The organism is Aquabacter sediminis (genome assembly GCF_028863665.1).
Classification (GTDB): Bacteria; Pseudomonadota; Alphaproteobacteria; order Rhizobiales; family Xanthobacteraceae; genus L1I39.
In genome coordinates, this window is the sequence record NZ_JARBFX010000001.1 from 301,019 (window position 1) to 313,795 (window position 12,777).

Here is a 12,777-nt window from a genome sequence, read left to right on the forward strand (position 1 = left end):
CAACGCACCTGAAGTGGTGCCCTTTCCCGCCGCGCACGAGGACGTGAGAAGGACGACCGTCCACACCCCCCTTTGGACCATTTGTGTCAAAACGCGGGCCGCGCTATGACTCAAAGGGTACGCTCGCCCGTTCATGAGGCACGATCAAAGATTAGGCGTACACACAGAGAGGGGCAGTTGTCGGATGGATGTCTTCCTCCAGCAGCTCATTAATGGGCTGACTCTCGGATCGATCTACGGATTGATCGCCATCGGCTACACGATGGTGTTCGGGATCATCGGCATGGTGAACTTCGCCCATGGCGACGTGTTCATGGTGTCAATCTTCATCGCCTTGATCTTTTTCCTGCTGCTGACGACGGTGCTCGGAATCACCTCGCTCTTCGTGGCACTGGCGATCGTTCTCATTCTGGGAATGGCCTTCACCGGGCTCGTCAGCTGGACCATTGAACGCGTGGCCTACCGGCCCTTGCGCGGCTCCTTCCGCCTCGCCCCGATGATCTCCGCCATCGGCATGTCCATCCTCCTGTCCAACTTCGTGCAGGTGGCGCAGGGCCCGCGCAACAAGGCCATCCCGCCCATGCTGCCGGATGTGATCGTGATCTACGACACCGGCTCCTACCAGGTGACGCTGGCCTACAAGCAGATCCTCATCATGGTGGTGACGGCGGTGCTGCTCGCGGCCTTCTGGTGGCTGGTCCAGAAGACACCGCTCGGGCGCGCGCAGCGGGCCTGCGAGCAGGACCGCAAGATGGCGGCACTGCTCGGCGTGGACGTGGACCGCACCATTTCCCTGACCTTCGTCATCGGCGCGGCACTCGCCGCCGTCGCCGGCGTGCTCTACCTCATGTATTACGGCGTGGTGAACTTCGCCGACGGCTTTGTGCCGGGCGTGAAGGCCTTCACCGCCGCCGTTCTGGGCGGCATCGGCTCGCTGCCCGGCGCGGTGCTGGGCGGCTTGCTCATCGGCCTCATCGAGACCTTCTGGTCGGCCTATTTCAGCATTGAATACAAGGACGTGGCGGCCTTCTCCATCCTCGCCATCACGCTCATCTTCATGCCCCAGGGCCTGCTCGGCCGGCCCGAAGTGGAGAAGGTGTGATGGCCCTCGCCACCCCGGCGAAGACCCCGCCTTCCGCCTTCGCGGCGGCCCTGAAGGACGCCCTCATCAGCGGGGCCATCACGGCCCTGCTCTTCCTTCCCCTCGTGGGAATGCGCGCCACGGAGACCTCCGCGGGCCCCCTGATCCTCACCTACCGGTTCGGCCTGGTGGCCATCTTCGCCGGGGCGGTGGCGGTCCTGCGCTTCATCCTGCTGCTGACCCTGTGGCGCCCGGGACGGGTAAAGCGCAGCGGCGGAAATCCCGCCCTCGCTGCGGCGGGGGAGCGCCTGGGCGGCGTGGTCAAGCCGGCCTTCTTCGCGCTCCTGGTGCTTTATCCGGTGCTGGCCGTCCTCGGCTCCGGAGGCCTGGGCCCCAGCCGCTACTGGATCGACCTCGGCATCTACATCCTGACCTATGTGATGCTGGGCTGGGGGCTGAACATCGTGGTGGGCCTGGCCGGCCTGCTCGACCTTGGCTATGTGGCCTTCTATGCGGTGGGCGCCTATACCTTCGCGCTTCTCTCCACCAGCATCCCGGTGAACGAATTCCTGGCCGGCGCACTCGGCGCCGATTTCTGGAAGGCCTGGAGCTTCTGGGTCTGCCTGCCCATTTCCGGCCTGCTGGCGGGCCTGTGGGGCGTGATTCTGGGCTTCCCGGTTTTGCGCCTGCGGGGCGATTACCTCGCCATCGTGACGCTGGCCTTCGGCGAGATCATCCGCCTGGTGCTCATCAACTGGGTGGACCTGACCAATGGCGGGGCGGGCATCTCTTCCATTCCGCCCATCACCTTCTTCGGCATTCCCTTCTCCTCGGGCGAAGGGGGATTTGCCGAGCGGCTCGGGATCGCGTTCGATCCCATGCACCGCAACATCTTCCTCTATTTCGTCATCCTGGTCCTTGCCGCCCTCACCGCCATCGCCACCGTGCGCCTGCGCCGCATGCCGGTGGGCCGCGCCTGGGAGGCCTTGCGCGAAGACGAGATCGCCTGCCGGTCGCTGGGTATCAACACCACGCTCACCAAGCTCACCGCCTTCGCGACGGGAGCGATGTTCGGCGGGTTTGCGGGCGCCTTCTTTGCGGTGCGCATCCGCTTCGTATCGCCGGAATCCTTCACCTTCATGGAATCGGCCGTGATCCTGGCCATCGTCGTGCTTGGCGGCATGGGCTCGCAGATGGGGGTCGCGGTTTCCGCCATCCTGCTCATTGGCGGCATGGAAATGCTGCGCAACCTGACCTTCCTGAAAGACCCCTGGCTGTTCGGGCCGGACTTCGACCCCACCCTCTATCGCATGCTCATCTTCGGCTTCGCCATGGTTGCGGTCATGGTGTGGCGGCCGCGCGGGCTGGTCTCCAGCCGCATGGCCACCATCTTCCTGAAGGAGCGCAAGAAGGTGTCGGGCGACCTGGTGAAGGAGGGCCACGGATGAGACCCTGGGAACAGGACCCCATCCTCACGGTGGACCACCTGTCCATGCGCTTCGGAGGACTGGTGGCGGTGGGAGACGTCTCCTTCCACGCCGGCCGGGGGCAGGTGACCGCTGTGATAGGCCCCAATGGCGCGGGCAAGACCACGGTCTTCAACTGCATCACCGGCTTCTACAAGCCGTCCGTCGGCCGCCTGGCCTTGGCCCATGGGGGCGCGCCCAGCCCACAGGAGCTGGCGGAGCTGACCCGCAACGGCCTCGCCCACGCCCGCACGCGAGCCGGTGACCTCTATCTCCTGGAGCGCCTGCCCGACCACAAGGTGGCCTCCGCCGCAAAGGTGGCGCGCACCTTCCAAAACATCCGCCTCTTCTCGGGCATGACCGTGCTGGAGAACCTGCTGGTGGCCCAGCATATGAGCCTGACCCAGAGCGGCCTGATGAACCCGGCCGCCCTCCTCAACCTGCCCTCCTGGCGGCGGCAGGAGAAGGCGGCGGTGGCACGGGCGGTGGAATGGCTGGAGCGCATCCAGCTCACCCACCGCGCCGACGATCCGGCGGGCGACCTTCCCTATGGCGACCAACGCCGGCTGGAGATTGCCCGCGCCATGTGCTCGGAACCCGTGCTGCTGTGCCTGGACGAGCCGGCCGCCGGCCTCAACCCGCGCGAATCTTTGGCGCTGAACACCCTCCTCCTGTCGCTGCGGAACGAGCACAAGACGTCCGTGCTCCTCATCGAGCATGACATGAGCGTGGTCATGGAGATTTCGGACCACGTGATCGTGCTGGAATATGGCCGCAAGATCGCCGACGGGACGCCGGAAGAGGTGCGCTCCGATCCCAAGGTCATCGCCGCCTATCTGGGCGTGGACGAGGACGCGGTCGAGAGCGTCGAGGCGGAGGTGGGCGCATGAGCGAGCCGCTGCTCTCCGTCCGCGACGTGCGCACCCATTACGGCAAGATCATCGCCCTCAAGGGCGTGGACCTGGATGTCCATGAAGGCGAGATCGTTACCATTATCGGCGCCAACGGAGCCGGCAAGTCCACCTTGATGATGACGGTCTGCGGCGCTCCACGCGCCAGCACGGGGCAGATCCGGTTTGCGGGGGAGGACATCACCCAGCTGCCCACCCACGAAATCTCCCGCCGGCGCATCGCCCAGTCGCCGGAGGGGCGACGCATCTTCCCGCGCATGACGGTCTATGAGAACCTTCAGATGGGCGCCGCCATCGACGGCTACGCCCATTTCGAGGCGGACCTGGAACGCATGTTCGAGATGTTCCCCCGCCTGAAAGAACGGCTGCACCAGCGGGGCGGGACGCTTTCGGGCGGCGAACAGCAGATGCTGGCCATCGCCCGCGCGCTCATGAGCCGCCCCCGGCTGCTTCTCCTGGACGAGCCGTCCTTGGGCCTCGCGCCCCTCGTGGTGCGCCAGATCTTCGACGTGATCCGCGACCTGAACGAGACCGAGGGGCTCACTGTCTTCCTCGTGGAGCAGAACGCCTATCATGCGCTGAAGCTCGCCCATCGCGGCTATGTGCTGGTGAACGGCGCCATCACGCTGTCGGGAACGGGCCGCGAGCTGCTGGAGAGCCCGGAAGTGCGTGCCGCCTATCTGGAAGGGGGAGCCTGAGCCATGGCGTCCGCGCCCATCGCCCATCCCGGCCGGTTCGCCGCGCCCATGGTGATCCTGCCCCTCTTGGGCATCGCGCTCGTGCTGGCCCTCTTCATCGTGCGGCCCGGCCTGGTGGTGGAGGTCTCCCTCGGCGACTTCATGCTGGTGACGCTGTTTCTCGGCGGCGGTGCAGCCTGGCTCACTGGCCGCGCGGTGGCCAAGGGCTGGAGCCCGTTCTGGCAGGTGCCGGTCTATTGCCTGCTGCTGACCGGCGCCGTCCGCTTCTGCCATTTCGCCCTGTTCCACGGCACGCTGGCCTTCAACACCCATGCTGCGGTGGAGTTCGTGCTCCTGGTCTCCATTGCCGCGCTCGGCTTTCGGTCGGTGCGGCGGCGCCAGATGGTCGAGCGCTATGAGTGGCTCTATGAGCCGGCCGGGGTTTTGGCCTGGCGCACCCGCGCAGATGGCGGGGACGGCGCCGCGTGATGCCGCGCCATCGACAGCGGAACGGAAACTGGCACAATGCGGTCCAGCGCGCCGTGCCGCTGCGATGGGCACAAGCGCCTCAGGCTCTTCCGACGTGACCAACCCGACGGGCCGTCATCAGGCTGGACCCGTCATTCAGAGGAGAACCGGATGAAGAAGCTTCTACTGGCCGGGCTCGCGCTCGGCGCAGGCCTCGCCTTGAGCCCCGCCTTCGCCCAGGCACCCGTGAAGCTGGGCGTTGGCGGACCCATGACCGGCTCGAACGCCGCCTTCGGCGCCCAGCTGAAGACCGGTGTCGAGCAGGCGGTGGCCGACATCAATGCCGCCGGCGGCATCAACGGCCAGAAGATCGAGCTTTATGTGGGCGACGACGCCTCCAAGCCCGAGCAGGGCAAGTCGGCGGCCAACAAGTTCATCTCTGATGGCGTGAAATACGTCATCGGCCACTTCAATTCCGGCGTCTCGATCCCGACCTCGACGGACTATGAAGAGGCCGGCGTGCTGCAGATCAGCCCCGCCTCCACCAACCCGCAATTCACCGAACGCAAGATGTGGAACACGTTCCGCACCTGCGGCCGCGATGACCAGCAGGGTGCGGTGGCCGGCGACTACATCGTCCAGAACTTCAAGGGCAAGAAGATCGCCATCGTCCACGACAAGACCCCCTACGGGAAGGGCCTGGCGGACGAGACCCAGAAGGCGATGAACAAGGGCGGCGTGAAGGAAGTCATCTACGAGGGCATCAATCCCGGCGAGAAGGACTATTCTGCCCTCGTGTCCAAGCTGAAGGCGGCCGGCGTCGACCTCGTCTATTATGGCGGCTTGCATCCGGAAGCCGGCCTCTTGGTGCGCCAGATGCGTGACCAGGGCCTCAACACCGTCCTGTTCTCCGGCGACGGCATCACCGACAAGGAGTTCTGGACCATTGCCGGCCCCGGCGCCGCCGGGACGCTGATGACCTTCGGCCCCGATCCGCGCAAGAACCCGGCCGCCAAGGAAGTGGTGGAGAAGTTCAAGGCCAAGGGCGTCGATCCGGAAGGCTACGTGCTCTATTCCTACGCTGCCGCCCAGATCATCAAGCAGGCCGCCGAGGCCGTGAAGTCCAACGACCCCAAGAAGATCGCGGACTACATGCATTCCGGCGCCACTTTCCAGACGGTGCTTGGCCCGCTCTCCTTCGACAAGAAGGGCGACATCACCAAGAAGGACTATGTGGTCTATGTCTGGAAGGATGGCGGCTACAGCGAAATGTGAGCCGGTCCCGGTCCACGCATCCAGGGGGCTCGCGCGCTGGCGCGGGCCCCTTTTTCTTTTGCCTCTCCACCCGCCGATGCACGGTCAGATTGCTTCAATCCAGCGCCGTCCGGTTCTAAAACCGAGGCCAAGCCGGGTTGCCAGGGGGGTCGGGATGCGCCGCCCCGAGACTGACCCGGCGCAGGAGGCACCATGCTGAAAATCTGGGGACGCGCCAATTCCACCAATGTGAAGAAGGCTGTCTGGTGCGCCGGGGAGCTGGACCTGCCGTTCGAGCGGATCGAGGCGGGCGGCGCCTTCGGGGTGGTCAATGATGCCCCCTACCGGGCCATGAACCCCAACGGCCTCGTTCCCTGCCTCGAGGATGATGGCTTCATCCTCTGGGAATCCAACGCCATCGTGCGCTATCTCAGCGCCAAGTACGGCGTCGGCACCCTCTGGCACGAGGATCCGGCCGTGCGCGCCGTGGGCGACAAGTGGATGGACTGGGCCACCTCCGCCATCGCCACGCCGTTCCGGGATCTGTTCTGGAACAAGGTCCGGCTCGCCCCCGACCAGAGGGACGTGGCCGCCATGGAGAAGGGCCTGGAGACCTGCACCGCCCTGTTCAAGCGGGTGGATGCGGAACTTTCGCGCATGCCCTATCTGTCCGGCGAAACATTCGCCATGGGTGACATCCCGCTCGGCTGCTTTGCCTATGCCTGGTTCGAGATGGACATTGCACGGCCGGACCTGCCCCATCTGCGCGCCTGGTATGACCGCATCCGCGTGCGCCCTGCCTTCATCGCCGGGGTGGCAATCCCCCTCACCTGAGGGGCGAAGCGTCAGCCGATGCTGGAGAGGCCGGGAAAAGTCTCGAGCAGCCAATAGCTGGCGGTCGCCACCCAGCCTGACATGAAGGCAATGCCGGTGATGACCAGGAAGGCCCCCATCACCTTCTCCATCACCGGCAGCATGCGGCGCATGTGAATGAGCCCCTTGAGAAAGGGGCGTACCGCCACCGCGGCAAGCAGGAAGGGCACGCCGAGGCCGGCGGAATAGACGCCCAACAGCAGCGCGCCCTTGGAAACCGTCGCCTCCGAGCCCGCCACCGCCAGGATGGCGCCGAGCACGGGGCCGAGGCACGGCGTCCAGCCGAATGCGAAGGCAAGCCCCATGACAAAGGCGCCCCAGAGACCGGTGGGCGGTGCCACGGCGGGGCGGGCGGTGCGCGACAGGAGGTGAATCCGGAACACCCCCAGAAAATTCAGGCCCATGATGATGATGGCGATACCCGCCACCATGCCCAGCACATCCATGTGCGCCCGCAACACGTCGCCAATCGCCGATGCCCCGGCGCCCAATGCCACGAAGACCAGGCTGAAGCCGGCGACGAACAGCAGCGACCCGAGAAACGTGCGGCGCGCCACCGTGTCCAGCCGGCCGGAACTGGTGAGATTGTCCAGGGTGGTGCCCGCCAGGAAGCACAGATAGGGCGGAACCAGCGGCAGGACGCACGGCGAAAGGAAGCTGGCGAGCCCGGCAAAGAAGGCGGCGGGAAGCGTGACGTCGGCCATGGGTACCCGGTGGCGGCTGGGACGGGGGCCATCCTCGCACCGCGAGAACACCCTCCACACGAGAACACATGCCGGCTCCGCCGCCGAGGAGCAGACGTCGCTTCATGGCGCCTGGGAACGGTCACGGCAAGAGCACAGCCGTCCCCCTCCCTGCGATGTGAAGGCGCCCGGCCCGCACAGGCCGATTGAAATTGCCTGCCCGGATCGTGCACAGAGGCACAGCGTCGCATCGGGCGCAGGAAAGAAGGCGGGATGCTCAACCTCATCACCGACGTCCGGGGCCTGAAGGTCGGCCATGCGCAGGACCTTGCCCTCGGCTCCGGCACCACCGTCGTGCTGTGCGAGACGCCAGCCGTTGCGGCGGTGGATGTGCGCGGCGGGAGCCCCGGCACCCGGGAGACCGACCTCCTCGCCCCAGCCGCCGTGGTGGAGACCGTGGACGCGCTTGTCCTGTCTGGTGGCTCGGCCTTCGGGCTGGATGCGGCAAGCGGCGTGATGGCGGCCCTGGCGTGCCAGGGCCGCGGCTTTGCTGTCGGGCCGGCGCGGGTGCCCATCGTACCCTCCGCCATCCTGTTCGACCTGCTGAATGGCGGCGAAAAGGCCTGGGGAGAGACGCCGCCTTATCGGTCGCTCGGCATCGCGGCGCTCAACACCGCCACCGACGGCGCATTTCCCCTGGGCTCGGTGGGCGCCGGAACGGGCGCCCAGACCGCAACCGTGAAGGGCGGGCTGGGGTCCGCATCCGCCCGTGCGCCCACGGGGCATGTGGTCGGCGCGCTGGTCGCGGTGAATGCGTTCGGCAATCCCCTGGTGGGCGAGGGCCCCTGGCTGCGCGCCGCGCCCTATGAGCGGGATGGGGAGTTCGGCGGCCGGGGCCTGCCGGCCGTGTGGCCGGACGAGAGCCTGCCCCGCCTCAAGGGCCTTGGTGCCCGCGCCAACACCACCATCGCCATCATCGCCAGCGATGCGGCTCTGACCGTCGCCCAAGCCCGGCGCCTCGCCGTGATGGCGCAGGATGGATTTGCGCTTGGGCTTCATCCCGCCCATGCCCCACAGGATGGGGACTGTGTTTTCGCCCTCGCCACCGGGCGGAACCCCGCGCCCGTGACACTGGCCGATGAAACCCTCATCGGCGCCACCGCCGCCCATGTGATGGCACGCGCCATCGGGCGGGCCATCTTCGAGGCCACCGCCTTGCCCGTTCCCGGGGCACAGAAGGCGTGGCGCGACCTGTTTGCCTGAAGGATCACACATGGCCTCTTTCCCCCGCCTCTTTCGGCCCCGCAAGCGCCGCCCGGACGAGCCGGCCCTCACCGGTCTCCTGGCCATTCTCTTCTGGTGCGCATGCGGCATCACGGCGGTGCCGCTGGCCGGCATTTTCAGCCTCATCGCGGCCATCGGCCCCGTGGGCGCCTTCTCGGCCGTGGTGGACAGCCTGTCCGGCCCCTCCATGGCCTCCCAGATCCTGCGCCTCGGTCTCATCCCGCAACTGGCGCTGTTCCTCTGGTCCCTGAGCTTCGTCATCCTGACGGTTCAGCGCTCGGTTCATGCGCTCACCGTTTCGCCCTGGCTGCTGGCCACGTGGGCCGTCGTGACGGCGCTGTGCCAGTTCGGCATCCGCAACGCCATGGCGGTGGATGGGCTCACCGTGGGCGACCTCGCCGCGCTGCTGCCGGGCATCCTGGTGCAGACGGCGGGGGCTGCGGCCTTCTGGGGGTATCTGCGCGAGGGCGAGCGGCCCCGGCGCTATTTCTCGCGTGGCGCGGCTGTGCCGGTTCCCACCCCTAGGGCTTGAAGCGGCTCAGCGCGTAGGGCGCGGGATCGGTGAAGGGGGGCGCGCCGGTCATCATCTGGGCCAGGAGCTTGCCCGTGGTGGGGCCAAGCGTGAAGCCCCAATGGCTGTGGCCGAAATTCACCCAGACACCCGGCTGGCCGGGCATCTCGCCCAGCACGGGCTTCGAATCGGGGAAGGCCGGGCGGCGCCCCAGCCAGGGCTGCGTCTCCCGCACATCGCCCAATGGAAGCAGGCGCCGCGCCAGGGGCGCCACCAGCTTGGCCTGCCGGGTATCCGGCGGGTCATCCCGCAGCGCAAACTCGATCCCCGTGGTGGCTCGGATGCCATAGCGTGTGGATTGCAGGCAGAAGCCACCGGCCCGGTCCACGATGGCGCGGGACAAGGTCACCCCCGGCTCCGGCGCCAGATGGATGTGATAGCCTCGCTTCACAGCGAACGGCAGCTTCAGGCCCATGGGCCCCAGCAGATCCAGGCTCCATGGCCCAAGGCAAGCCACAACACGGTCGGCGTCCACCGGCCCCTCAGCCGTTTCCACCCGCCACCGGCCGGAGCTGCGCCGCAGGCTGCGGGCATCCCCGTTGAGCACGAGGCCGCCCCGCTGCTCAAAGAGGCGGGCATAGGCCTTCACGAGGCCGCCGGGATCATCGCAATTGTCGCAGTCCGGCCAGAAGGACCCGCGCACGAAATCCGGCTTCAGATGCGGCTCGAGAGCCCGCACGCCCGCCGTATCCAGTTCCTCGCAGGCGACCCCGACGCTGCGCGCCAGCTCCCGCTCCGGCTGTGCGGAAAGGAAATCCGCCTCGCTGTGATAGATCTTCACCCAGCCGGTCGGCCGCAGCAGGTGCCGGGCGCCGGCGGCTTTGGCCAGCACGGAATGATCGGCGCGCGCCGCCGCCATCAGGGGACGCAGGTCCCTTGCGCTCTGGGCCAGCCCTGCCGTGCCAGAGGCGATGAAATAGGCGTAGATCCAGGGCAGAAGGCCCGGCAGGGCCCCCAGGCGATAATTGCTTTGCGGCGCCAGCTTCAGGGCATGGCGCACCAGCACCTTGAGGTCGCGCGGGAACGAGACGGGAAAGAGCGCGCTGCCCTCGATGACGCCCGCATTGCCGAATGACGTTTCCTCGCCCGGCGCCCGGCGATCCACCAGCGCGACGGACAGGCCCGCCGCCTGAAGGTGCAGGGCGCTGCCAACCCCCACCATGCCCGCCCCGAGAACAACGCAGTCCACCCGTGCCATTCACCGATCCCCGCCTTGGCTCCGGACCGATCTTAGCCGCGCCATGAGAGGAGGAGAACCGGCGGTCCCCAGCGCTTTTCGCACGGCCGCTGACACCACCTCGCGCCGCGCCGCATGGCAGCACACCGCAGGGGGCGGGGAGGTCAAGGCGGGAGGTCATGCCGGGCGGCGGCGCAGCCAGGTGATCAGGAAGGCCACATAGACGCCCAGCAAGGTGGCCGCCAGTCCGAACCAGGTGAGGGCGTATTCCAGGTGCCGGTTGGGAAACTCCACCCGGGTCTGGCCGCCCAACGGCAGCCCGCCAGGATTGGGAGACGCGTCGGCATCGATCACGAAGGGCGCGGCATCCGTCAGCCCCCGCGCCGCCGCGATCTCGGCCGGAACGCGCCGGAACCAGGCATTTCGCGCCGGCTGGTTGTCTGGCACAAACCAGCTGGGATCTTCCGCAAATCGCAGCAGGCCGCGCACGGTCACGGGGCCCGTCACCTGCCCGGCCGCGCGGGTGGCCGCGTCCTTGTTGTCCTGGGGCACGAAGCCGCGATTGACGAGGATGGCGGAGCCGTCCGGCTGCATCAGGGGCGTAATCACCCAGAAGCCGGGCCCCCGCAGCGGCCCCTTGGCGTCGGACAGGACCGTGTACAGCAGCGTTTCCCGGGAATGATCGAACACGCCCGACGCCTGAACCGGGCGATACTCGTCCACCGCCGGGCTAAGATCCTCCCAGCTTCCCTTCTGGAGCGTCTCCGGCGGCAGCGCCGTGCGCGCCCGCACAGTCTCCACCAGCTCTTCCTTCCAGGCGAGCCGGTTCAATTGCCACAGCCCCAGCCCCACCAACAGCGCAAGGGCCAAGGCAGACAGGACGCTCGCAACCAGCAGGGAGGTCCGGCTCATTCTTCGGACGTATCCCGCAGTCGGCCCTCGGCCGCCTTGTTGCGATACTGGAAGGCCACCAGGATGCCCTTGAACGGGCGCAGCAGGCCGAGCGTTACCAGCAATATGGCGGGGATCCAGAGCACGGCATGCAGCCAGAGGGGCGGTTCAAAGGCGGCCTCCACCCAGAAGGCAAGGGCGACCACGATGAAGCCGCCAATCAGGATGACGAACACCGCAGGCCCGTCGCCCGCATCGATGAAGGCATAGTCGAGCCCGCAGGCTTCGCAGCGCGGCGCCACGTCCAGGAAGCCGCGGAACAGCTTGCCCCGCCCGCAGCGGGGGCACTTGCAGGCCAGGCCCGCAGCCACCGGCGATACGGGCGCGTAATAATTACCGGTGGACATGACCCCTCCCCGCTCGATGCCCGATGGCGACCTGCCGGCTGGCGCAGTCTCCAAAAACAGAACCGCCGGCCGTCTCATGCGAGGGGCCGGCGGCCGAAGGTGACGGCATAAGAGGCCGCGCACGGCCCCGCCTCGCCGGAAGCCTCAGTGGCCCCCGCCGGATCCTGCACCCCAAACATAGATGAAGGTGAACAGGAACAGCCAGACCACGTCGACGAAGTGCCAATACCAGGCCGCTGCCTCGAAGCCGAAGTGCTTCTTGGGGGTGAAGTCACCGTTCATGGCGCGCAGCAGGCAGACCAGCAGGAACAAGGTGCCCACGATCACATGGAAACCGTGGAAGCCGGTGGCCATGAAGAAGGTGGCGCCATAGATGTTGCCGGCGAAGTCGAAATGGGCGTGCAGATACTCGAACGCCTGGCAGGTGGAGAAGAGCACCCCGAGCACAACGGTGCAGACCAAGCCCCACTTCAGGCCCTGCCGATCGTCTTCCAGCAGCGCATGGTGTGCCCAGGTGACGGTCGTGCCGGACGTCAGCAGGATGAGGGTGTTCAGGAGCGGCAGGTGCCAGGGATCGAGCGACTCGATGCCCTTGGGCGGCCATTCCCCACCGGTGAACTCGAAGCGGGAATAGTTGATGGCCTCGCCGGCAAACAGGGAGGCGTCGAAGAAGGCCCAGAACCAGGCGACGAAGAACATCACCTCGGAGGCGATGAACAGGATCATGCCATAGCGGAAGGCGATCTCCACCACCGGCGTGTGGAAGCCCTGATGGCCCTCCCGCACCATGTCCCGCCACCAGCCGAACATGGTGTAGAGGACGCCCAGGAAGCCGATGCCCATGGGAATGGCGGTGCCGCCATGCATCCACAGGACGGCGCCAGCCGTCATGATGAAGGCCGAGATGGACCCGATGATGGGCCACGGGCTGGGCTCCACCATATGGTAGTCATGTTGCTTAACGTGTCCCTCGGCCATGTCGCCCGGCCTCCCTTTCCGTCATCCCGTCCTGAATTGGCATCAGCCAGACCTGT

14 protein-coding genes are annotated in these 12,777 nt (G+C 67.1%); 9 read left to right on the forward strand and 5 right to left on the reverse strand.

The features are described 5' to 3' along the window. Positions 1–184: 184 nt before the first annotated feature. From PV781_RS01370 to PV781_RS01400, 7 genes are all read left to right on the forward strand, one after another. Positions 185–1,102 carry a branched-chain amino acid ABC transporter permease gene (locus PV781_RS01370; RefSeq protein ID WP_274773830.1) on the forward strand — a complete coding sequence of 306 codons (918 nt, stop codon included), beginning with the start codon at positions 185–187 and terminating at the stop codon, positions 1,100–1,102. After that, on the forward strand, positions 1,102–2,529 hold the full coding sequence (gene livM, locus PV781_RS01375) for a high-affinity branched-chain amino acid ABC transporter permease LivM (RefSeq protein ID WP_274773831.1): 1,428 nt from the start codon (positions 1,102–1,104) through the stop codon (positions 2,527–2,529). The genes PV781_RS01370 and livM overlap by 1 nt, the downstream gene beginning before the upstream one ends. After that, positions 2,526–3,437 carry an ABC transporter ATP-binding protein gene (locus PV781_RS01380; protein ID WP_274773832.1) on the forward strand — a complete coding sequence of 304 codons (912 nt, stop codon included), beginning with the start codon at positions 2,526–2,528 and terminating at the stop codon, positions 3,435–3,437. Before livM ends, PV781_RS01380 begins: the two co-directional genes overlap by 4 nt. Further along, positions 3,434–4,156 (forward strand): ABC transporter ATP-binding protein, encoded by a 723-nt coding sequence (locus PV781_RS01385; protein ID WP_274773833.1) that lies wholly within the window; start codon positions 3,434–3,436, stop codon positions 4,154–4,156. The genes PV781_RS01380 and PV781_RS01385 overlap by 4 nt, the downstream gene beginning before the upstream one ends. Before the next feature lie 3 nt (positions 4,157–4,159). Then, on the forward strand, positions 4,160–4,624 hold the full coding sequence (locus PV781_RS01390; RefSeq protein ID WP_274773834.1) for a DUF6867 family protein: 465 nt from the start codon (positions 4,160–4,162) through the stop codon (positions 4,622–4,624). A gap of 150 nt (positions 4,625–4,774) precedes the next feature. Then, a complete protein-coding gene (locus tag PV781_RS01395; protein WP_274773835.1) occupies positions 4,775–5,878 on the forward strand; it encodes a branched-chain amino acid ABC transporter substrate-binding protein in 1,104 nt (367 codons plus the stop codon). Between the two features lie 192 nt (positions 5,879–6,070). Beyond that, positions 6,071–6,691, forward strand: a complete 621-nt coding sequence (locus tag PV781_RS01400; protein ID WP_274773836.1) for a glutathione S-transferase family protein — start codon at positions 6,071–6,073, stop codon at positions 6,689–6,691. 11 nt (positions 6,692–6,702) lie between these two features. On the opposite strand, the gene PV781_RS01405 is transcribed toward PV781_RS01400, so the two are convergent. After that, on the reverse strand, positions 6,703–7,434 hold the full coding sequence (locus PV781_RS01405; RefSeq protein ID WP_274773837.1) for a cytochrome c biogenesis CcdA family protein: 732 nt from the start codon (positions 7,432–7,434) through the stop codon (positions 6,703–6,705). Between the two features lie 252 nt (positions 7,435–7,686). Between PV781_RS01405 and PV781_RS01410 the strand changes: the two genes are divergently transcribed. Further along, complete coding sequence (locus tag PV781_RS01410; RefSeq protein ID WP_274773838.1) at positions 7,687–8,676, forward strand: P1 family peptidase; 990 nt, start codon at positions 7,687–7,689, stop codon at positions 8,674–8,676. Positions 8,677–8,686: 10 nt separating this feature from the next. After that, positions 8,687–9,229 carry a hypothetical protein gene (locus PV781_RS01415; protein ID WP_274773839.1) on the forward strand — a complete coding sequence of 181 codons (543 nt, stop codon included), beginning with the start codon at positions 8,687–8,689 and terminating at the stop codon, positions 9,227–9,229. On the opposite strand, the gene PV781_RS01420 is transcribed toward PV781_RS01415, so the two are convergent. The 4 genes from PV781_RS01420 to PV781_RS01435 form a co-directional block, all read right to left on the reverse strand. Beyond that, positions 9,219–10,466, reverse strand: a complete 1,248-nt coding sequence (locus PV781_RS01420) for an NAD(P)/FAD-dependent oxidoreductase (RefSeq protein WP_274773840.1) — start codon at positions 10,464–10,466, stop codon at positions 9,219–9,221. The genes PV781_RS01415 and PV781_RS01420 overlap by 11 nt on opposite strands. A gap of 156 nt (positions 10,467–10,622) precedes the next feature. After that, complete coding sequence (locus PV781_RS01425) at positions 10,623–11,357, reverse strand: SURF1 family protein (protein ID WP_274773841.1); 735 nt, start codon at positions 11,355–11,357, stop codon at positions 10,623–10,625. Then, complete coding sequence (locus PV781_RS01430; protein WP_274773842.1) at positions 11,354–11,743, reverse strand: DUF983 domain-containing protein; 390 nt, start codon at positions 11,741–11,743, stop codon at positions 11,354–11,356. The genes PV781_RS01425 and PV781_RS01430 overlap by 4 nt, the downstream gene beginning before the upstream one ends. A gap of 144 nt (positions 11,744–11,887) precedes the next feature. Further along, positions 11,888–12,721 carry a cytochrome c oxidase subunit 3 gene (locus tag PV781_RS01435; RefSeq protein ID WP_274773843.1) on the reverse strand — a complete coding sequence of 278 codons (834 nt, stop codon included), beginning with the start codon at positions 12,719–12,721 and terminating at the stop codon, positions 11,888–11,890. Positions 12,722–12,777 lie beyond the last annotated feature (56 nt).